Source organism: Pseudoxanthomonas sp. SE1 (assembly GCF_029542205.1).
Classification (GTDB): domain Bacteria; phylum Pseudomonadota; class Gammaproteobacteria; order Xanthomonadales; family Xanthomonadaceae; genus Pseudoxanthomonas_A.
The window spans coordinates 837,767-859,280 of the sequence record NZ_CP113783.1 but is presented as its reverse complement, the minus strand read 5'-3'; the positions used below and the strand labels follow the sequence as shown (position 1 = coordinate 859,280).

17 protein-coding genes, 1 tRNA gene and 1 riboswitch are annotated in these 21,514 nt (G+C 66.5%); of the genes, 9 read left to right on the top strand and 9 right to left on the bottom strand.

The window, feature by feature from the left end; translation table 11 throughout:
- Positions 1 to 101 precede the first annotated feature (101 nt).
- The 3 genes from metK to OY559_RS03860 all read left to right on the top strand — a co-directional run bounded on the left by metK (position 102) and on the right by OY559_RS03860 (position 3,836).
- Positions 102 to 1,313, top strand: a complete 1,212-nt coding sequence (gene metK / locus OY559_RS03870; protein WP_277728793.1) for a methionine adenosyltransferase — start codon at positions 102 to 104, stop codon at positions 1,311 to 1,313.
- A gap of 155 nt (positions 1,314 to 1,468) precedes the next feature.
- Positions 1,469 to 1,936 carry an acyl-CoA thioesterase gene (locus OY559_RS03865; protein ID WP_277729910.1) on the top strand — a complete coding sequence of 156 codons (468 nt, stop codon included), beginning with the start codon at positions 1,469 to 1,471 and terminating at the stop codon, positions 1,934 to 1,936.
- A gap of 40 nt (positions 1,937 to 1,976) precedes the next feature.
- The gene (locus OY559_RS03860) at positions 1,977 to 3,836 is read left to right on the top strand and encodes an ATP-binding cassette domain-containing protein (RefSeq protein WP_277728792.1); all 1,860 of its coding nucleotides are present in this window, start codon (positions 1,977 to 1,979) and stop codon (positions 3,834 to 3,836) included.
- A gap of 109 nt (positions 3,837 to 3,945) precedes the next feature.
- On the opposite strand, the gene ppc is transcribed toward OY559_RS03860, so the two are convergent.
- Entirely contained in the window at positions 3,946 to 6,669 is a 2,724-nt protein-coding gene (gene ppc, locus OY559_RS03855) for a phosphoenolpyruvate carboxylase (RefSeq protein WP_277728791.1), read from the bottom strand.
- A 152-nt stretch (positions 6,670 to 6,821) separates the two neighbouring features.
- Positions 6,822 to 6,949: riboswitch (S-adenosyl-L-homocysteine riboswitch) on the top strand.
- 34 nt (positions 6,950 to 6,983) lie between these two features.
- On the opposite strand from ppc, the gene ahcY reads away from it, so the two are divergent.
- From ahcY to OY559_RS03835, 4 genes are all read left to right on the top strand, one after another.
- Positions 6,984 to 8,423, top strand: a complete 1,440-nt coding sequence (gene ahcY, locus OY559_RS03850; protein ID WP_277728790.1) for an adenosylhomocysteinase — start codon at positions 6,984 to 6,986, stop codon at positions 8,421 to 8,423.
- 210 nt (positions 8,424 to 8,633) lie between these two features.
- Positions 8,634 to 10,034, top strand: coding sequence for an MFS transporter (locus tag OY559_RS03845; RefSeq protein ID WP_277728789.1), 1,401 nt, complete (start codon positions 8,634 to 8,636; stop codon positions 10,032 to 10,034).
- Positions 10,031 to 12,403: a GH36-type glycosyl hydrolase domain-containing protein gene (locus OY559_RS03840; RefSeq protein WP_277728788.1), complete on the top strand. Its 2,373-nt coding sequence runs from the start codon at positions 10,031 to 10,033 to the stop codon at positions 12,401 to 12,403. Before OY559_RS03845 ends, OY559_RS03840 begins: the two co-directional genes overlap by 4 nt.
- Positions 12,400 to 12,912: a gluconokinase gene (locus OY559_RS03835; protein WP_277728787.1), complete on the top strand. Its 513-nt coding sequence runs from the start codon at positions 12,400 to 12,402 to the stop codon at positions 12,910 to 12,912. Before OY559_RS03840 ends, OY559_RS03835 begins: the two co-directional genes overlap by 4 nt.
- Before the next feature lie 18 nt (positions 12,913 to 12,930).
- Here the strand turns inward: OY559_RS03835 and OY559_RS03830 are convergent, their stop codons facing one another.
- Complete coding sequence (locus OY559_RS03830) at positions 12,931 to 13,488, bottom strand: DUF3228 family protein (protein WP_277728786.1); 558 nt, start codon at positions 13,486 to 13,488, stop codon at positions 12,931 to 12,933.
- Between the two features lie 133 nt (positions 13,489 to 13,621).
- On the opposite strand from OY559_RS03830, the gene metF reads away from it, so the two are divergent.
- On the top strand, positions 13,622 to 14,455 hold the full coding sequence (gene metF, locus OY559_RS03825) for a methylenetetrahydrofolate reductase [NAD(P)H] (protein ID WP_277728785.1): 834 nt from the start codon (positions 13,622 to 13,624) through the stop codon (positions 14,453 to 14,455).
- 99 nt (positions 14,456 to 14,554) lie between these two features.
- The gene (locus tag OY559_RS03820; RefSeq protein WP_277728784.1) at positions 14,555 to 15,148 is read left to right on the top strand and encodes a hypothetical protein; all 594 of its coding nucleotides are present in this window, start codon (positions 14,555 to 14,557) and stop codon (positions 15,146 to 15,148) included.
- Positions 15,149 to 15,162: 14 nt separating this feature from the next.
- Here the strand turns inward: OY559_RS03820 and OY559_RS03815 are convergent, their stop codons facing one another.
- The 7 genes from OY559_RS03815 to OY559_RS03785 all read right to left on the bottom strand — a co-directional run bounded on the left by OY559_RS03815 (position 15,163) and on the right by OY559_RS03785 (position 21,495).
- On the bottom strand, positions 15,163 to 16,536 hold the full coding sequence (locus OY559_RS03815; protein WP_277728783.1) for a sensor histidine kinase: 1,374 nt from the start codon (positions 16,534 to 16,536) through the stop codon (positions 15,163 to 15,165).
- Positions 16,523 to 17,206 (bottom strand): response regulator transcription factor, encoded by a 684-nt coding sequence (locus tag OY559_RS03810; protein ID WP_055936695.1) that lies wholly within the window; start codon positions 17,204 to 17,206, stop codon positions 16,523 to 16,525. Before OY559_RS03810 ends, OY559_RS03815 begins: the two co-directional genes overlap by 14 nt.
- A gap of 12 nt (positions 17,207 to 17,218) precedes the next feature.
- On the bottom strand, positions 17,219 to 17,701 hold the full coding sequence (locus tag OY559_RS03805; protein ID WP_277728782.1) for a hypothetical protein: 483 nt from the start codon (positions 17,699 to 17,701) through the stop codon (positions 17,219 to 17,221).
- A gap of 115 nt (positions 17,702 to 17,816) precedes the next feature.
- Positions 17,817 to 18,275: a hypothetical protein gene (locus tag OY559_RS03800; RefSeq protein WP_277728781.1), complete on the bottom strand. Its 459-nt coding sequence runs from the start codon at positions 18,273 to 18,275 to the stop codon at positions 17,817 to 17,819.
- 306 nt (positions 18,276 to 18,581) lie between these two features.
- A complete protein-coding gene (gene rimK, locus OY559_RS03795) occupies positions 18,582 to 19,457 on the bottom strand; it encodes a 30S ribosomal protein S6--L-glutamate ligase (RefSeq protein WP_277728780.1) in 876 nt (291 codons plus the stop codon).
- Positions 19,458 to 19,542: 85 nt separating this feature from the next.
- Positions 19,543 to 19,616 (bottom strand) — tRNA-Gly (locus OY559_RS03790).
- 79 nt (positions 19,617 to 19,695) lie between these two features.
- Positions 19,696 to 21,495: an autotransporter domain-containing protein gene (locus OY559_RS03785; protein WP_277729909.1), complete on the bottom strand. Its 1,800-nt coding sequence runs from the start codon at positions 21,493 to 21,495 to the stop codon at positions 19,696 to 19,698.
- Between the last annotated feature and the right edge of the window lie 19 nt (positions 21,496 to 21,514).

Sequence of the window (21,514 nt, the reverse complement as noted above, 5' to 3'; positions counted from 1 at the left end):
CTTAACCCGCGGCAACCCTGAACGACGCAGAATGCACACACCGCCCCCGGCGTGTATCATGCGCGCCCATCTTTTCATCCGAATCAAAGGATATAAGCCTGATGTCCAGCTACCTGTTCACCTCCGAATCGGTCTCCGAAGGCCATCCGGACAAGATCGCCGACCAGATCTCCGACGCCGTGCTGGACGCGATCCTGGCCCAGGACAAGCGCGCACGCGTGGCCTGCGAAACCCTGGTGAAGACGGGTGCCGCCATCGTGGCCGGCGAAGTCACCACCACCGCGTGGGTCGACATCGAGTCGCTGGCGCGCAAGGTCATCAACGACATCGGCTACGACAATTCGGACGTCGGTTTCGACGGCCACACCTGCGCCATCATCAACATGCTCGGCAAGCAGTCGCCCGACATCAACCAGGGCGTGGACCGCAAGAAGCCGGAAGAACAGGGCGCGGGCGACCAGGGCCTGATGTTCGGCTACGCCTGCAACGAGGCGCCGGAATTCATGCCTGCCCCGCTGTACTACAGCCACCGCCTGGTGGAACAGCAGGCCAAGGTCCGCAAGAACGGCAAACTGAAGTGGCTGCGCCCCGACGCCAAGTCGCAGGTCACGCTGCGCTACGACGGCAACAGCATCCTCGGCCTCGACGCTGTCGTGCTGTCCACCCAGCATGACCCGGACGTCAAGCAGAAGGACCTGATCGAAGCCGTGCGCGAGAGCATCCTCAAGCCCGTGCTGCCGAAGAAGTGGCTGGACGCGCTGCCGAAGAACAAGGTGCACATCAACCCGACCGGCAAGTTCGTCATCGGTGGCCCGGTGGGCGACTGCGGCCTGACCGGCCGCAAGATCATCGTCGACAGCTACGGCGGCATGGCCCGTCATGGCGGCGGCGCGTTCTCGGGCAAGGATCCGTCGAAGGTGGACCGTTCGGCCGCCTACGCCGCGCGTTACGTGGCCAAGAACATCGTGGCCGCCGGCCTGGCCGACAAGTGCGAAGTGCAGGTCTCCTACGCCATCGGCGTGGCCGAGCCGACCTCGATCTCGGTGACCACGTTCGGCACCGGCAAGGTCGGTGACGACGTCATCGAGAAGCTGATCCGCAAGCACTTCGACCTGCGCCCGTACGGCATCACCAGGATGCTCGACCTGGAGCACCCGATCTACCAGCCGACCGCCAGCTACGGCCACTTCGGCCGCAAGCCGCGCGAGATCAGCTACGTGGACGGCGCCGGCAAGAAGCACACCGCGACCGCCTTCTCCTGGGAGAAGACCGACCGCGCCGAAGCGCTCCGCAAGGATGCCAAGCTGAAGTAATCGCCGCGACCTTCACGATGACAGGAACGGGCCGCACCAGCGGCCCGTTTTCTTTCGGGAAGCGGCATCGCACGCCCCGCGCCGGGATCGGTTAGCCTGCGCGCCTCACCTTGCGGAGGCATGCCGTGGAATCACTCAAAAGCCACCAGCTCACGATGACGGTGCTGATGACGCCGGACATGGCCAACTTCTCCGGCAAGGTCCACGGCGGCGCCATCCTCAAGCTGCTCGACCAGGTGGCCTACGCCTGCGGCAGCCGCTACGCCGGCAAGTACGTGGTCACCCTGTCGGTGGACCAGGTGATGTTCCGCCAGGCCATCAACGTGGGCGAACTGGTGACCTTCCTGGCCTCGGTCAACCACACCGGCACCTCGTCGATGGAGATCGGCATCAAGGTGGTGGCCGAGGATATCCGCAAGCAGAGCGTGCGCCACGCGAACAGCTGCTTCTTCACGATGGTCGCGGTCGACGACGACGGCCGTACTACGCCGGTGCCGCCGTTGGAGCCGTCCACGCCGGACGAGATCCGCCGCTTCGCCGCCGCGCGCCTGCGCCGTCAGTTGCGCGAGGAAATGGAACGGCGGCACGCCGAACTGGGCAGCCGGGCGGCGGAAAACGCCTGAACCGCCGTTTCGGCCGGCGCGCGCCGGCTACAATACGCACATGTCCTTGATGCAATTCCAGCGGGTCGACTTCAGCGTCGGCGGGCCGCTTCTCCTCGAACACGTCGACCTGTCCATCGAACCCGGCGAGCGCGTCTGCATCGTCGGCCGCAACGGCATGGGCAAATCCACGCTCATGCGGCTGATGGCCGGCGAACTGAAGCCCGACGACGGCGAGATCCGCGTGCAGAACGGCGTGATCGTCGCGCGCATGGCGCAGGAAGTGCCGCAGGACACGCAGGGCACCGTGTTCGATGTGGTCGCCGAAGGACTGGGCGACCTGGGCCAGTTGCTGGCGCGCTACCACCATGCCCTCCACGACGGGGACATGGATGCGATGGGCGAGGCACAAGCGCAGATCGAGGCGCAGCACGGCTGGGACCTCGACCTGCGCGTGCAACAGGTGCTGACGCGCCTGGAACTGCCCGAAGAAACCGACTTCGCTGCGCTCTCCGGCGGCATGAAGCGGCGCGTGCTGCTGGCGCAGGCGCTGGTGCGCAACCCGGACATCCTGCTGCTGGACGAACCCACCAACCACCTGGACATCGAGGCGATCGCCTGGCTGGAGGGCTTCCTGAAGTCCTTCGGCGGCAGCATCGTGTTCGTCACCCATGACCGCAGCTTCCTGCGCTCGCTGGCCACGCGCATCCTCGAGATCGACCGCGGCCAGCTGACCAGTTGGCCGGGCGACTACGACAACTACCTGCGTCGGCGCGAAGAGCGCCTGCATGCCGAGGCGCAGGAGAACGCGCGCTTCGACAAGCTGCTGGCGCAGGAAGAAGTGTGGATCCGCCAAGGCATCAAGGCGCGCCGTACCCGCAACGAGGGCCGCGTGACCGCGCTGAAGGCGATGCGGCGCGAGCGCGCCCAACGACGCGACCTATCCGGCAACGTCAGGATGGAAGCCGCGGCGGCACAGTCGTCGGGCAAGAAGGTCATCGAGGCGAAAGACATCACCCAGGCCTATGACGGTCGCGTGCTGCTGGACGATGTGTCGGCGACGATCATGCGCGGTGACCGCGTCGGCATCGTCGGCCCGAATGGTGCGGGCAAGTCGACGCTGTTGAAGATCCTGCTGGGCGAACTCGCCCCGCAGCACGGCGAGGTGAAGCTGGGTACCGGGCTGCAGATCGCCTACTTCGACCAGCACCGCAGCCAGTTGGACGACACGCGCACCACGCTGGAGAACGTCGCCGAAGGCAGCGACTTCGTCGAGATCAACGGCAGCCGCAAGCACGTCATCGGCTACCTGCAGGACTTCCTGTTCTCGCCCGAGCGCGCCCGCGCGCCGATCACCCGCCTGTCCGGCGGCGAGCGCAACCGCCTGCTGCTGGCCAAGCTGTTCGCGCAGCCCTCCAACCTGCTGGTGATGGACGAACCCACCAACGACCTGGACGTGGAAACGCTGGAACTGCTGGAAGAGCTGCTGCTGGACTACAAGGGCACGCTGCTGCTGGTCAGCCACGACCGCGACTTCCTCGACAACGTCGTCACCAGCACGCTGGTGCTGGAGGGCGAAGGCCGACTGGGCGACTACGTCGGTGGCTATTCGGATTGGCTGAGGCAACGCCGCACGCCGGTTGTCGCGTCTGCGACGCCGGCTAAGCCCACGCTGTCCAAACAACCGGAACCGGCGGCGGCCAAGCGCAAGCTGGGCTTCAAGGAAGCACGCGAACTGGAACTGCTGCCCTCGCGCATCGAGTCATTGGAAACCGACATCGCCAAACGCACGGCGGCCATGAACGACGCGGCCTATTACCAGCAGGCGCCCGCCGACCTGCAGCGCGCGAATGACGAGCTCGCGGCCAGGCAGACGGAACTCGAGCATGCATACCAGCGCTGGTCGGAGCTGGATGGGTGAAATCCTGAACCCCATGTAGGAGCGCCCTCGGGCGCGATGCTCATGCGCGGGGAATGATCGGAATGAAAGGCATCGCGCCCGAGGGCGCTCCTACAGAAGCGAGATCGCCTCAGCCGGTATTCTGCACACCCTGCGACACGCCGTTGATGCTGGCCACCAGGGCATGCAGCAGCGCGTCGTCCTCGCGATCACTGGCGCGCCAGCGCTTCAGCAGGTCGGCCTGCATGATGCTGATCGGGTCGATGTAGGGATTGCGCAACCGGATCGACAGCGCGAGTCGCTGGTCGTGCTGCAGCAGCCATTCATTGCCGTTGAGCGTCAGCACCCAGTGCAGCACCGATGCGTGCTCGCGTTGTATCCGCGGGAAGAACGCATCGTGCAGCTCGCCGGCCATCTTCGAGTACATCTCGGCGATGCTCAGGTCGCCCTTCGCCAGCACCATCGAGACGTCGTCGAGGAAGGTCTTGAAGAACGGCCAGTCGCGCGCCATCTCGCGCAGCGCGTCTTCACCGTACGCATCTGCGGCTGCCTGCAGGCCGGCGCCCACGCCGTACCAGCCGGGGATCACCGCGCGCGCCTGGCTCCAGGCGAACACCCACGGAATCGCGCGCAGGTTGCCGAGCGCCGCGTCCTGGCCCAGCCGTCGCGAGGGTCGCGAACCCAACGTCATCCGTTCGATCACATCGATCGGTGTGGCACTGCGGAAATAGTCCATGAAGCGCGGCGACTGCACGAACGCGCGGTAGGCCTGCGTGCTCTCGCTCGCGACCAGCGCCATGATCTCGCGCCAGTGCGCTTCGCGCGGCTCCGGCGGACGCGGGCGCAGGCTGGACAGCAACACGGCGCCGACGGACTGCTCAAGCGAACGCAGCGCCAATGCGCGGATGCCGTACTTGCGATGGATCACCTCGCCCTGCTCGGTCACGCGCAGGCGGCCGTCGACGCTGCCGCGCGGCGCCGCTTCCAGCGCGCGCGAGGTCTTGCCACCGCCGCGGATGATCGACCCGCCACGGCCATGGAAGAACGTCAGCTTGATGCCGAGTTCCTGCGCAGCGTCGACGAGGTCCACCTGCGCCCGCTGCAGCCCCCAGCGCGAGGCGGCGATGCCGCCGTCCTTGCCGCTGTCGGAGTAACCCAGCATCACCATCTGCACGTTGTAGCGCGCGGCCAGGTGGGCGCGATAGACGGGGTCGGCGAGCAGGTCGCGCAGCACCTCGGTGCCATGTCCGAGGTCGTCGATGGTCTCGAACAGCGGCGCGATATCGAGCGGCACCTGCCCTGCATCGTCGACCAGGCCGCCACGCCGCGCCAGCGCCAATACGGTCAACACGTCGGCGCGGCTGTGCGCCATGCTGATGATGTAGGTCCCCAGCGCATCGGTGCCGTGGCGCGCACGCGCATCGGCCAACGCACGGAAAACCGCATCGAGACGGTCGTTGCCCTCTTCACTGCTGGCCGGCAGCGCCGCATCGCCGTTGGCATACGGACCCAGCAGGGCTGCGCGGTCGACGGCATCGCGGCTTTCCCAGCCCGCGTCGCCCAAGGCCGCAGCCACGGCACGCGCATGCACGCTGGATTCCTGGCGCACATCCAACCGCGCGAGATGGAAGCCGAACGTGCGCACACGCCACGCCAAGCGGCGCACGGCGAACCAGCCGGCATGGATGCCGCGGTTGGCTTCCAGGCTGTTGAGGATCAGGTCGACGTCATGCGCCAGTTCCTCCGGCGAGGCATAGCCTTCCGGGCGGCCGTCCAGCGCGGCCTGCAGGCGCGCACGCATCAGGTCGTTGAGCAGGCGGTACGGCATGTCGCCATGGCGCGGGCGCGACTTCTTCACTGCTTCCGGCATCAGCGCGCGATAGGCCTCCACGCGCTCGGCCACATCGCGCGACACCCCGATGATGGAGCTCGATTGACTGAGCAGCGTGGTGAGCTGGCGCAGTTCCTTCAGGTAGCGCGTCAGGATGGCGCGTCGTTGCGCATCCAGCGTGGCGGTGATCGTGCCGGCATCGACGTTCGGGTTGCCGTCCATGTCGCCGCCGACCCAGGTGCCGAAACGCAACACCCGGGGCAGGTGCGCGGTGACCTGCGGCGCAGCGCCGTAGACCTCCGTGATCGCGTTCTCCAGCGTTTCATACAGCACCGGGATGACGCGGTAGAGCACTTCGATCAGGTAGAAGCCGACATGCTCGCGCTCGTCCTCGACTCCTGGCCGGACAGGCGAAGAATCCGCCGTCTGCCAGGCCGAGGTCAGCGCCATGCGGAAACGCGCGGTGTCGGTGGCCAGTTCGCCCGGCGTACGCGTGCCGTCCAGCCCGTTGATCAGGCTGGCCACCATCAGCTGCTCCTTTTCCAGCAGCGCCCGGCGCACGGCTTCGGTCGGGTGCGCGGTGAACACCGGCTCCACGTCGATGCGCGGCAGCCAGTCGGCCAGCTCTTCCAGCGTCACCCCTTGCGCCTTGAGCTTGGAAAGCGTGTCGTGCAGGCCATCGGGCTGCGGCCGCGCACTGCCGGCGCGCTGATAGTCACGGCGACGGCGGATGCGGTGGACGCGCTCGGCGATGTTCACGACCTGGAAATAGGTGCTGAAGGCGCGGATCAACGATTCCGCCTGCTCGGGCGGCTGGCCATCCAGAAGCCCCGCCAGTGACTGCGGCGGCTCGCCGGCCTGCCGGCGCGCGATGGCGGTGGTGCGCACGCGCTCCACATCGGCCAGGAAATCGGGCGACACCTGTTCGGCCAGCATGTCGCCGACCAGCGCGCCCAGCCGGCGCACGTCTTCACGCAAGGGGACATCGGGCGGAGCGAATTCGAGACTGCGGGGGCTGTTCATGCGCGGCGCGTGGATCCCGTCGTTCGTTTGGCTTGTATTGGTATTGCCGGGAAGGGCAATTGGTCTGCTGCAAGGCAACAATCCAAGCCTACCCGATCAGGCAAATCCGTGCGCCATCGTTTCATCCGGAACAAGCGATATAATGGCCGCCCTTCGCCGAGGGGCGCTGCGACCGTGACATGTGCGGATCCTTCCGCAAAAGCCTGCACATCCTTGTGCAGACTTTCCACATAGTCCGGCCAGGCTCGGCGGAATGAACCTGCAACGGCGCCCGGATAACCTGCGACCCTGATCGCACAGACCGGAGCAATGCCATGAACGCAGTACGCAAGTTTTCGACCGAGGGCGACTACAAGGTCGCCGACATTTCCCTGGCCGACTGGGGCCGCAAGGAACTCGACATCGCCGAGCACGAGATGCCCGGCCTGATGTCGATCCGCCGCAAGCATGCCGCCACCAGGCCGCTGGACGGCGTGCGCGTGACCGGCTCGCTGCACATGACGATCCAGACCGCCGTGCTGATCGAGACGCTGAAGGACATCGGCGCCGACGTGCGCTGGGCTTCGTGCAACATTTTCTCGACGCAGGACCACGCTGCCGCCGCGATCGCCGCCACCGGCACGCCGGTGTTCGCGTGGAAGGGCGAGACGCTGGAGGAATACTGGGACTGCACGCTCGACGCACTGACCTTCACCCTGCCCGACGGCACCCAGACCGGTCCGGAGCTGGTGGTGGACGATGGCGGCGACGTCACCCTGCTGATCCACAAGGGCTATGAGCTGGAGAACGGCTCGAAGTGGGTCGACGAGCCGGCCTCCTCGCACGAGGAAGGCGTGATCAAGGCGCTGCTGAAGCGCGTCGCCGTCGAGCGCCCCGGTTACTGGACCCGCGTGGTCAAGGACTGGAAGGGCGTCTCCGAAGAGACCACCACCGGCGTGCACCGCCTGTACCAGATCGCCGAAGCCGGCAAGCTGCTGGTGCCGGCGATCAACGTCAACGACTCGGTCACCAAGTCCAAGTTCGACAACCTGTACGGCTGCCGCGAGTCGTTGGCCGACGGCCTGAAGCGCGCGATGGACGTGATGCTGGCCGGCAAGGTCGCGGTAGTCTGCGGCTACGGCGACGTGGGCAAGGGCTCGGCGCACTCGCTGCGCGCGTACGGCGCCCGCGTCATCGTCACCGAGATCGATCCGATCTGCGCGCTGCAGGCGGCGATGGAAGGCTTCGAGGTCAACACCGTCGAGGACAGCCTGGGCCAGGCCGACATCTACGTCACCACGACCGGCAACAAGGACATCATTACCCTCGAGCACATGAAGGCGATGAAGGACCAGGCCATCGTCTGCAACATCGGCCACTTCGACAACGAGATCCAGGTGGATGCGCTGTACGCCTCGGAAGCCAAGCGCATCAACATCAAGCCGCAGGTGGACAAGTTCGTGTTCCCGAACGGCAATGCGATCTTCCTGCTGGCCGAAGGCCGCCTGGTGAACCTGGGCTGCGCCACCGGCCACCCGAGCTTCGTCATGTCGAACTCCTTCGCCAACCAGACGCTGGCGCAGATCGACCTGTGGGCGAACAAGGACGTGTACGAGAAGACCGTCTACCGCCTGCCGAAGCAGCTGGACGAGGAAGTCGCCCGCCTGCACCTGGAGAAGATCGGCGTGAAGCTGACCACGCTCACCAGGGACCAGGCCGACTACCTCGGCGTGGCGGTCGAAGGCCCGTACAAGCCGGACCACTACCGCTACTGATCGCGTCGGCGGTTTCGCTGCACTTCCGGAACGGGCGCCCCAGGGCGCCCGTTCTGCATTGCGTGACGGAATGCGCTTTACCGTCACCGTCACCACACCCCTGCGCTTGCCTCCCCGGCGCGATCATCGCAAGCTTGGCCGCCGTTTCGGTTTGCGCCGGGCACTGTCCTTCGTGCCCCGTCGCGCAACGACGTCAATCCGGGAGTGGACATGCAACGCGACCAGGGGAGCGGCGGCACCGCGCACCCCGCAAGCAAGGCAACACCAGCAACGGAACCCCGTCTGGGCGAAAAAGTCGGCTACGGCGTCGGCGATTTCGGCTTCAACCTTTACTGGGCCAACATCTCGGCGTTCCTGCTCATCTTCTATACCGACGTGATGGGACTGGCCGCCGCCGCAGTCGGCACGATGATGCTCCTCACCAAGGTGGTGGACGCCGTCACCGATCCGCTGATGGGCGCACTCGCGGATCGCACGCGCAGCCGGTCTGGTCGCTTCAGGCCCTATCTGCTCTATGGGGCATTGCCGATGGCGTTCGCGGGCGTGCTGACCTGGACCGTGCCCGATCTCGGCGACGGGGGAAAACTGGTGTGGGCGTATGCGACCTTCACCCTGATGATGCTGGCCTATACCGTGCTGAGCATTCCCTACTCCGCGCTCTCCGGTGTGATCACGGCCGACAGCCAGCAGCGCACCCAGCTGATCAGTTTCCGCTTCATCGCCGCCTTCGCCGGCACGATGGCGGTGAACTGGCTCACGCTGGACCTGGTGCGCTGGCTCGGACATGGCGATGAGGCGCTGGGCTGGCAGTTGACGCTGTCGCTGTACGGCATGATCGCCACGGCTGCGTTCGTCACGGTGTTCCTGACCACGCGCGAACGCGTCGCGCCGCTGCCGCAGCAACGCAGCGCCGTCCGCCAGGACGTGACCGACCTGCTGCACAACCGGCCGTGGATGGTGCTGTTCGCGTTGGCGCTGATCATCATGGTGACCATCGTGATGCGGGGCGGCTCGCTGGCGTATTACCTCAAGTACCATCTCGAGCGGCCGGAGCTGACCGGTCTTTTCCTGGGCGCCTATGCGCTGGCCCTGGCCGTGGGCGCCGGGCTGACGCCACTGATGACCCGCTACGTCGACAAGCGCAGATTGATGGCGTGGCTGATGGCGGGCGTCGGCGTGGTGAGTTGTGCGATGTTCTTCATCCCCCCTGAATCGGTCTGGGTCATGTTCGCGCTCAACCTGCTGGTCGGCCTGATGCTGGGGCCGAAATCGCCGCTGGCGTTCTCGATGTACGCCGACTGTGCGGATTACACCGAATGGAAGACCGGCCGGCGCGCCACCGCGATGACCTTCGCCGCGGCGACGTTCTCGCAGAAACTCGGCGGTGCGCTGGCGTCGGCGACGATCGCGTGGATCCTGGCCGGCATGGGCTATGTGGCGAACGCGGCGCAGTCGGATGCCTCGCGGCTCGGCATCGTGCTGCTGCTGACAGCCATCCCAGGTGGCGTCGCCCTGCTGGCTGCATGGGTAATGCGGTTCTATCCGCTGGATGACGCCACGCTGGCTCAGATCCAGGCCGAACTGAAATCGCGCCGGGAGGCATCGGCATGACGAACGTGCCGTACGGCTTCGAGGAACAGGGCCGCCGCTTCATCCTGACCAGTCCCACGGCGATGCCCGCCGCGTCCACGTTCCTGTGGAACCGGCGCATGCTGCTGCAACTCAACTGCCGCGGATTCGCCACGGCGCAGTTCATGCAGCCGGAGCCCGCCAAATACGCGCATGCACCGACGCTGGAGGCCAAGACCTTCATGCAGCCGGAACAGCCGTATTACGCGCACCATCCGGGCCGCTTCTGCTACGTGAAGGACGAGGAGGACGGCGGACTTTTTTCGGTGCCACACGAACCGGTGCGACGGACGCCGGAGGCGTTCGCGTTCTCCGTCGGCCTGAGCGATGTCGCGTGGCGGGTGCGATGCGCGGGCATCGAGGTCGAGATGGGCGTGGTGTTGCCAGTCGACGACGTGGCGGAGTTGTGGACGGTGCGCGTGCGCAACCGGTCGGGCCGACGACGACGACTGAGCCTGTATCCGTATTTCCCGGTCGGCTACATGTCGTGGATGAACCAGTCCGGACGGTACCGCGCCGACTTGGGCGCGATCGTCTGCGACAGCATCGCGCCGTACCAGAAGGTCGAGGACTACTTCCGCCAGCGCGACTTCAAGGACCGTACCGTGCTGTTGCACGCGCGTACGCCGGACGCATGGGAAGCGAACCAGGCCCAGTTCGAGGGCGAAGGCGGGCTGCATGCCCCGCACGGCATCGTCGGCGGCGAGTGTCTGGGCGGCGGCGACGCGGCCTACGAAATGCCGACGACGGTGCTGCAGTACCGCGTGGCGCTCGACGATGGCGAGATGCAGGAGTACCGCTTCGTGTTCGCGCCCGCGCGCGACGATGACGGGATCCGCCAGCTGCGCGCGCGACATCTTTCACTGGACGGTTTCGCCGAAGCCCGGAGCGCTGGCGCCGCGCACATCGAGGCCGGCGCGGGCTGCCTGCGCATCGAAACGCCCGATCCGTGGCTGGATGCGTTCGCCAACCACTGGCTGCCGCGGCAGGTGTTCTACCACGGCGACGTCAACCGCCTGACGACGGACCCGCAGACACGCAACTACCTGCAGGACCACATGGGCATGGCCTTCCTCCGTCCCGAGGTGGCGCGGGCGGCGTTCCTGCATGCGCTGTCGCAGCAGGAACCGTCCGGGGCGATGCCGGACGGCGTCCTGCTGGTCGAAGGCGCCGAGCTGAAGTACATCAACCAGATCCCGCACACCGACCATTGCGTGTGGCTGCCGGTCTGCCTGCGCGCCTACCTGGACGAGACGGGTGACGACGCGATGCTCGACGCCATGGTCACCGACCGCGAGGGCCATGCCGCCCCGGTCGGCGAGCGCATCACGCACGCCATGCGCTGGCTGCTGCAGGCGCGCGATGCGCGCGGGCTGAGCTACATCGCGCAGGGCGACTGGTGCGATCCGATGAACATGGTCGGCTGGCGCGGGCGCGGCGTGTCCGGCTGGCTGACGCTGGCCAGCGCCTATGCGTTGAAGCAGTGGGCGGACATCTGCGCACGCCGTGGTGACGCGGCGCGCGCCGACGAGTTCCGCGCGGGCGCGGAAGCATGCAATGCCGCCATGAACACGCACCTGTGGGACGGCGACTGGTACGGTCGCGGCATCACCGACGATGGTGTCGCGTTCGGCGTCAGCGCGGACCACGAAGGCCGCCTCTTCCTCAACCCGCAGAGCTGGGCCCTGCTCAGCGGCGCGGCGGATGCGGGCCGGCAGGCGCGCATGCTGGGCGCCATCGACACGCACCTGGTATCGCCGTATGGCGTGACCATGTACGACCCGCCGTACACGCGCATGCGCGAGGATATTGGGCGGGTGACGCAGAAGTTCCCGGGCACCGCCGAGAACGGCGCGGTCTACAACCATGCCGCAGCGTTCTACCTCTACAGCCTGTACCAGGCCGGGGATGCCGACCGTGCCTGGCAGGTGCTGCGCGCGATGCTGCCTTCGCCGGAGGCGGCCGATTGCCTGCAGCGCGGCCAGTTGCCGGTGTTCGTGCCCAACTACTACCGGGGCGCGTGGCGGCTGCACCCGCGTACCGCCGGCCGTTCCAGCCAGTTGTTCAACACCGGCACCGCCGCCTGGCTGTACCGCTGCCTGGTGGAGGAGCTGTTCGGCCTGCGTGGCGATGGCGATGCGTTGCGGATCGAACCGCACCTGCCCTCGCACTGGCCGTCGGCGCGCGCGTCGCGCCGCTTCCGGGGCGCCACGTTCGAGGTCGCCATCGAACGCGTCGCCGGGCTCACCCAGGTACGTGTGGCGCTGGATGGCGTGTGGCAGGACGACGCCGCCATCCGTGGCTTCGCAGCGGGACGCACCTACCAGGTGCGGGTGGAAGTGCCGGCATGAGCGACCGCGTGAACGTCATCGTGGTGATGGGCGTGTCGGGCAGCGGCAAGACCACCCTGGCGCGCGCCTTGGCCGGCGCCTGGCCAGCGACGTTCCTGGATGCCGACGACTTCCACAGCGCGGTGGCGAAAGCGCGCATGGCCAGTGGCCGACCGCTCACCGACCGCATGCGCGCCCCCTGGGTACGTCGCATCGCCATGGACCTGCAACAACACGTGGCGGCAGGCGAACGCGTGGTGCTGGCGTTCTCCGGCCTGCGCCGGCGCCACCGTGACCGGCTGCGTGCGACCGGCGTGCCAATGCGGTTCCTGTTCCTGCACGGCGACCAGGAGCTGATCGCCACGCGGCTGCAGGTGCGCCATGACCATTACATGCCGGCCTCGCTGCTGGACAGCCAGTTCGCCGCGCTGGAAGCGCCGCGGGAGGAAGCCGATGTCACGGGGATCGACGTGGCCGATCCGCCCGCCGTGCAGCTGCGCGATGCGCTGGCGGCGCTGGCGTTGCCCTGAGCCACAACGATGCGCCTTCTACGGGCGCCAGTTGGCATTGCGTTCCCAGAACGCCACGCTCCGCCGGTAGGCCCCGGCATCCAGCGGCACGCCCGAGCCGCCTTCTTCCACGCCCAGCGCATTGCGCATCATCGTGATGGGCGCCATCGGGATCTCCTGCGGCGTGGCGGTGTAGAGGCAGCCCACCACGCCCCAGTCGCCGTCGATCGGCGCCTCCTCCTTCGCCAGCTGCGCGGCGCTGTAGAGGATGACGACCAGGTAGTCGGCCACCGGCGGTTCGACCCCTTCGAACCAGCGCACCAGCACGGGCAGTTCCGCCGACGAGCGTGCTTCGTAGCCCGACCGCAGCAGATGCCGGTTGCCGTCGGTGATCGGCATGGTCAGGCAGCGGGTCGACGTCCAGTTCCGGTGCACGTGCAGGCGACAGAACGGAGCATAGCCATCGAGTACATGCAGCGGCTTCTCTTCGTTGAGGCGTTGCTCGAATGCCTCCGGGGTGCAGTCCTGGATGGCATTGCGGCGCTTGTCGGCGGGGAACAGGCGGGTGCGGGCGAAGGGCGTGAGGACGATGGTCATGCGGCAGCCGGCGGCGGGATGGCGACAGGGTAGCCGCGCCAGCCCGCCGTGGGATACGGTCCGACGCCGCCCGGGAGCATCATTCATCCGGATGAAGAGATATACTGCGCCCACGATCCGACGGGCGCCCTCCATGCCATCCATCAGCTTCGAGTTCTATCCTCCCAAGACCGATGAGCAGCGCACGCAGTTGGACCGCACCGCGGACAAGCTCAAGGCGTACGCACCCGAATATGTGTCGTGCACGTTCGGCGCAGGCGGCTCCACCCTCAGCTATACCTCCGAAACGGTCCGCCACCTCAACCAGCACCATGGCTTCGATGCCGCGCCGCACCTCTCGTGCGTGGGCGGCAGCCGCGAGGAAATCCGCGAACTGCTGCGGCTGTATCGGGCCCTCGGCTGCAAGCGCATCGTCGCCCTGCGCGGTGACCTGCCTTCCGGCATGGGCCATCCCGGCGACCTGCGGTACGCCTCCGAACTGATCGAATTCATCCGCGCCGAGCACGGCGACACCTTCCATATCGAAGTCGGCGCGTATCCCGAGACCCACCCGCAGGCGGCAGATGCACTGATGGACCTGCGCCACTTCAAGGCCAAGGTCGATGCCGGCGCCGATGGCGCGATCACCCAGTACTTCTACAACCCGGATGCGTACTTCCACTTCGTGGACGCGGTGCGCAGGCTCGGGGTGGAGATCCCGATCATCCCGGGCATCATGCCGATCTCCAACTTCGCCCAGTTGCGCCGTTTCTCCGAGGCCTGCGGCGCGGAGATCCCGCGCTGGATCGGCAAGCGCATGCAGGCGCTGGGCGACGATGCGGATGCCGTCCGCGACTTCGGTGCCGACGTGGTCGCCGGCCTGTGCGAACGCCTGATCGCAGGCGGCGCGCCCTCGCTGCATTTCTACACGCTCAACCTGGCCAAGCCCACACAGACCGTGCTGTCGCGGCTGGGCTGGGCACGCTGAGCAACGGCGGCCGGGTCCATCCTTCCTGCAGGTGAATGGCCATCCCATTCCGTGCGCTTGCGCCATGACCTGGACGCAGGCGCGGATTAGGCTGGTCGCATGCGCTCCTTGTCGTGTCTTGCCCTGCTCTGCCTGGCCCCGTGGACCTGCCTGACGGCGCATGACGCGCGCGCGCAGCAACAGGGCGTGCAGCGCTGCACCACGATGTCCGGCCAGACCGTCTACACCGACAAGCGCTGCGAGGATATCGGCGCGATGGACCGCTTGCCGTCGGGCGACATGCCGACCGCCGCGGCAGGTGCCCTGTACCGGGGCGGCTGCTCACGCACACTCAGCGACCTGGTGATGCAGGTCTCGTCGGCCATCCAGGCGAAGGACGTGAATCGTCTCGCCGGCGTTTACCACTGGACCGGCGCGTCAGATGCCACCGCACTGCGCATCCTCGACCGGCTCGATGCGGTCGCCCAGCGCCCGCTGGTCGACATCGTCCCGGTCCGCCCCGCCCCTTCACCGGTGCTCGATGCCACCGGACAGGTGGTCGACACCAACCTGGACGGCTACTACCCGCACACCGCGCAGCGGCAGCGTCCCATCGGCCTGCGCGTGGTGCAGACGCTGAAGAACAGCGCCACACCCGCCGATACGACGTTCGGCCTGCGCCGCGCCTACAACTGCTTCTGGATCACGCTGTAGGGAAACCCGGGACCTCACGCGTCCTGCGGCGCAGCGCTCGAAGGGTCCGGCGGCATGTCCCGCGCTGGCGAGAAACGCAACGTGGCCACGACGCCTTTCGAGTCCCCCGGCCGGACGCCGACCTGCCAGCCATAGAGCGCGCACAGGCGACTGACGATGGACAGGCCGATGCCGCCGCCTTGCGAATGGCCGGCATGCGTGCCGCGATAGCCTCGCTCGAACAGGCGCGCGGCGTCTTCCTTGCTCAGCCCGGGCCCCGAATCGACGACTTCGACGGCGTCCGGCAACAGGCGGACGACCACTTCGCCATCCTTGGTGTACTTGACCGCGTTGCCGATCAGGTTGCCCAGCGCCACCGACAGTGCGGCCTCGGGCGAGTCCACGGTGACACCACCTTCGCCTTCGACCCGGAGGACCAGCGGCTTTCCTCCCAGCGTGGCGCGATGGGCATCGAGCAACTGGTCGACCACGCGCGCGACGTCGGTGTTGCCATGGCCACGCTCGTTGCGCGACAGCAACAGCAGCGCGCTGATCAGGTCCGTGCACTGCTGCTCGGCACGCTGGATGCGCTGGATGCGGGTGCGCGTCTTCTCGTCCATGTCCGGGCGCGACAGCATCAGCTCGACCGAGCCGCGGATGATGGCCAGTGGCGTGCGCAACTCGTGGCTGACGTCGGCGTTGAACTCGCGGTCGCGCTGGACGACTTCGGTCAGGCGGCCGGAATAGTCGTCCAGCGCCTTGGCGAGTTCGCCCACCTCATCCTCGGGAAAATGGGGCGCCAGCGCGCGAGGGTTGCTGCTGCCGCGATAGGAACGGAGACGCGCCGCCAGTTCGGAAACAGGGCTCATCACGCGCGAAGCGGACCACCAGCCCACCAGAAGCGAGAAGAGGGTGAACACCGCGATCGAGCCATAAACGGCCCGCTTGAACTGGACTTCGGCGCGCGCTGTCTGGCCCATGTCGTAGGCAAGGAAGAACCAGACCTGCGGGGTCTTCCTGACGCCGAGCTTGAAGGGATAGGGCCTTCCATCGTCGCCAATGTCGGTAATGTTGTGGATACCATCAGGCAGCGCATACCACTCAGGCTTGTTGAGCCTGACGCTTTCGAACCTGTCGGGCAGATAGTAGTACGCCTTCACCTGCTCGAACGGTGCGCCTATGACCTGCCCATCACTCTCGGCGAAACGTCGCCACGACTCGTCCAGGTTGCGGTTCATGACATCTTCGACCAACTGGTCCTCGACGCGCTGACGCGCAACGATGGTCGCGTAGGCGAACAGGACCGTCAGGCCAAACCCCAACAGCACGAACGACAGGATGATGCGGGTGCGCAGCCGCCGCCGGAAGCGGCGGTGGCGGCGGGGTTTCGACGACTCAGCTGCTGGCATCGGGTGCGGCGATGCGGTATCCGATGCCGTGGCGGGTCTGGATGTACGGGCTGTCGAACGGCTTGTCCACCACCGCACGCAAGCCGTGGATGTGCACGCGCAGGGAATCCGAATCGGGCAACTCTTCGCCCCAGACCCGCGTTTCCAGCTCCTGGCGCGTCACCACGGCGGGCGACGCCTCCATCAAGGCCTGCAGGATCTTCAGCGCGGTCGGATTGAGCTGCAGCAGCTTGCCCTGGCGGCGCACTTCCAGCGTGTCCAGGTTGTACTCCAGCTCGCCGACTTCCAGCACCCGCGTCTGCACGCCTTTGCCGCGCCGCGACAAGGCATTGAGGCGCACCTCGACTTCCTGCAACGCGAACGGCTTGATCAGATAGTCGTCGGCACCGGAATCGAAGCCGGCCAGCTTGTTGTCCAGCGAGTCCCGTGCCGTCAGCATCAGCACCGGCGTCTGCTTGCGGGCCTCGTTGCGCAACTTGCGGCAGACCTCCAGCCCATCCATCCCGGGCAGGTTGAGGTCGAGCACGATCGCATCGAACTCATGCACTACCGCCAGGTGCAGACCCGTCACGCCATCGGCCGCGAAGTCCACCGTATGACCCCGCTCCTCAAGGTAATCACCAAGGTTGGCGGCGATGTCGCTGTTGTCTTCGATAACCAGAATGCGCATGTCAGGCTTCAGTCAATTGATAGGCGAGCGGAAGTTCTTGTCCATCTCGTTCTGCGCCTCGTCACGATGCCGTCGACGCTCCGCGACCGTGATGCAGTGAGTGATGGCGCGTCTCGTACCGACGGGGGCCTCCCTCTTGCAGACGAGCCGACTCTCTTCACCGGCATGGGTCAGTATGGCGTTGATCAATTCCTGATCGTTCAACACTGCAATCTTCTGTTCGGCGGAAAGTCCATCTACCGAGCCGTTTGCGCGAGCCAACTGGCTGGACATGCGACTCAGCGCTTCCTTCACCTTGGCCGAATCCTGGGGGCTGATCTCGCCATACTTCTTGCCTCCGGCAAGATCATTGAGGATCTGTTGCTGCTGCGTCTCGAAGGGCGACTTGATGTCCAGTGCACTGTCCGAGCCTTCGCGTGAAGACAGCGAATCAATCTTGGCGTGCGCTGCCGAGGAAGTTACCAGCAAAAAGCCCAGAACAATCGCCTTGTGCATGCTTTGAATCTCCTGTTGTGTGGCTGGGGGAGCACGATCAAACGTATCTTGGACAGACTTCCGGGCGAACGGCTCGAACAGGACCATTCAAGCGACCACCCGACTATCAGGCGCTTCAACTGCCCTTGTTGTAGGTACCCGAGGGATTGCGGCGCATCACTTCCTGCGCCTCCTGGGCATCGCGACGACGCTCTGCCACGGTCTTGCACTGGGTCGTCGTACGCAGCGAACCGATCTGCGCCTCACGGCGGCAGATGAGACGGCTGTCGGCGGCGGCCTGGGACAGGATCTGGTTGATTTCGTTCCGTTCGTTGGCGAGCTGGGTCTTCTGCTCGGGGTTCAAGGACCCGCCGCTCTCATTGATGATCGAGGCGAACCTGGCGAGGGATTCCTTGACCTTGGCACGGTCGGCGGCCGCGATCTCGGCATAGGTTTCGCCATCATCCAGCTGTTTCTGGATCAGCTCCACCTGCTCGGGCAGCGGCTTGTCGAGGTCCAGTGCTTGCGGTTTGGCCGACTTGTCGCGGGGAGCACCGTGGGCGGTCGCTGCAAACAGCAGCAGCATCAATGCCATGAAGGGAGGGCGACGCATGCTGCTTCCTTACGTGATGGGGATTACCGAATTTAGCCAACGGGACCCATGCCAGCAAGTATCGGAAGGGCTGATCGAGAAAAACAAAGGCCCAAGCGGGTGGAAGCCCGCTTGGGCCAAACTGATGCCCCGATTACCGTAAACCTGTGCTTTCCAGATGCAAACACCGGGAGGAACGCAGAGCTGCGGTCCGGACAAGGCTACGCGGGTTTCGATTAAACCACCGTTAAAGGGCGCGTTAATTCCACGTGAAATTCAATGTCCTGTCGCAGATCGTGTCCTGCCGCCCTATTCAGAGTGGGCAGCCAGGTGTTCGACGATCCGTCCGGCGACGTCCACACCGCAGACCGCTTCGATGCCTTCCAGCCCCGGGGTCGAGTTGACCTCCAGGACCAGCGGGCCACGCGCGGCGCGGATCAGGTCCACGCCCGCCACGCCCAGTCCCAGGACGCGCGCCGCCCGGATGGCGACGGCGCATTCCTCTTCCGTGGCCACCGCGTTCTGGGCTGTGCCACCCCGATGCAGGTTGGACCGGAAGTCCCCCTCCGGGGCCTGCCGGCGCATCGACGCGACCACTTGGTCACCGACCACGAAGCAGCGCAGGTCGGCACCCTCGGCCTCCGCGATGAATTCCTGCACCACGAAGCTGGCGTACAGGCCGCGCAAGGCCTCGACGACGCTGCGGGACGCGGACGGCTTCTCCGTCAGCATCACACCGGCTCCCTGTGCGCCTTCGTTCAACTTGATGACATGGGGGGGCGGGCCCAGCATCGAAAGCAGGTCGTGGGTGTCGTCCGGGTTGTCGCCGAATACGGTCACCGGCAGATCGATCCCCTGCGCCGCCAGCAACTGGTGCGCGCGCAGCTTGTCGCGTGCGCGCAGGATGGCATCCGACGGGTTGGGGCTGTACGTCCCCATGAGCTCGAACTGCCGCAACACGGCCGTGCCATAGCGCGTGATGGAGGCGCCGATGCGCGGAATGACGGCATCGTAGTCGGCCAGCGACCTGCCCTTGTAATGCAACTGGAAGCCGGTGGATGCGATGCGCATGTAGCACCGCAACGGATCCAGCACCCGCGCCGTATGGCCACGCTGGCGCGCGGCTTCGACGAGACGTCGTGTCGAGTACAGCTTGCCGTTGCGCGACAGGATGGCGAGCTTCATGGGTGGGCGATCACGGGGGCCGGGCACAGCTTGCCACGCACCGGATACCGGGCGATGACAGGACGTGGGAAAGGAAATGCGGAGATGGAGCGGGTGATGGGAATCGAACCCACGCTAGCAGCTTGGGAAGCTGCAGTTCTACCATTGAACTACACCCGCACGATGCGGCGAGTCTATGCCGCAGGACGCGGCAAGGCAATGCGGCGCCGGCGCCCGGCGCCGCATTGCGGGTCGTGCATCAGAAGTTGCCGCTCAGGGTCATGAACGCCGTGGTGTTGGTGCCACCCCCCTGGTTGACCGTCGTATTGACGCCCAGGTTGGCGTCGAACCCGAACAACCGCGTGCGTGCGCCCAGCAGCAGGGTTCCGTAGCTGTCATCGGTATCCAGGCCCGGCACCGCATAGGGCGTCGTGCCCGGCAGCGACAGGACCTGAGCGAAGACTTCCTCCGCCGGATCCTCGAATTCGCGATCCACCGTCAGCCGGGCATACGGCGCCAGGTGATCATGGATGGCGTAGCTGACCTGCCAGCCTGCGCTGCCGATCAGCGAATCGAAATCCTGGTCCGGGTAGGCCAGCGCGCTGGAACTGAGGTTGCTCTCGCTGTACCCATCCATCTCGATGGTCTGCGAAAGCACGCTGGCTACCGGACCATGGCGGAACGCGCCCTCGCCGAACTCGTAACCCACGCTGGCGCCGACGCTCAGGTTGGTGCCGTCCGGCGAGCCGGAATGGCGACGGGTCATGTCACCCAGCTGCACTTCGCGGTCCACGTCGTAGGAGATCCAGCTGTAGCTGATCTGTGCGTTCGCCCAGAGATGATCGCCATACCAGCCGACGAAACCGCCCAGGGTGGCGTCGGACTCGTCGAAACTGCCGCCACGGCGGCCGAAGTCGTACTGCGCACGACCATAGCCCGCGAAGCCGCCATAGACCCAGGAGCCACGCGACCAGTCCACCCCGAACGTACCGGTCGGGCCGACGCCGTCGTACACGTCGCCGTCTCCGTAACGCAGGAAGTCGCCGCGCAGGTCACCCCACCAGCGCATGCCATCGCCTTCGGGCTTGCCGGCCACGTGCGAGGCCACGCGGTCCGCGCGCGCGCGGCCATGCACGGACGCGGTATACGGCAGCAGCGCGATCTGGCGCGGCCCCTCCAGCATCGAGACCGCGTACTGCGACAGGATGCCGTGAGCGCGCGAGGTCGGATGCACGCCATCCGCGAACGCGTAGGTGTCGGGTGCATTCGGGGTGACGTACGAGGTGGGGTTGCAGGTCAGCGAGTTCGCGGTGATCTGCGGCTGGCAGGCAGTGCCGGTGACATTGGCGAAACCGTACGCGGCCGGGCTGGCCACGATCTCCTGCAACAACGTGAACGTGTTCAGCGGAATCACGCGCAGGCCAGCCGTGCTGATGGCGCCGTACAACGCATTGTTGTACGTCGTCGCCAGTTGGGTGCCGCCCGCCATGGCCGCCGGGCCCTGTGCGCGGAAGCCCGGCGTGACGCCGAGGTCGGGCACCGTGGGCACCAGGATGTAGCGGGCGCCCGCGTTCTGCAGCGTGGCGATGATGCCCACCTGCGCAGTTACCGCAGAACCTATCGTCGTAGCAGGGTCCGCGCCGCCATTGGTGATCGCGAACAGGTCGTTGGCCCCGCCCCACACCGTATACAGCGCATCGGGGTCGGCGCGTCCGCCGGTGGAGGCGAGGTAGGTGTTCACCTGGCTGGCCAGCGAGGGGATCGGCCCCAGCGCACCGGTCGTGTTCGTGCCCACGCGCGCACCGCCGGCCGCGTAGTTGGTACCCACCTGGCCGTTGCCGTTGGCGTAGGCGCTGGTGCCGTAGTACTCCGCCAGGTACTGCGACCAGACAAAGCCGGGATTGGTGGTGAACTGGCCGGTCACCGGCCGCACCGAAGCCGGCAGCAGCGGCCGGAAGTAGCCTGCGTCGGTCAGGCTGTCGCCGAAGAAGATGGTCTGCGAATAGGGGCCGTCCTGCGCAAGGGCGGGGGTCGCCGCCGCGGCCAGCGCGAGGGCCAGCAACGAACGGACGGGCGAG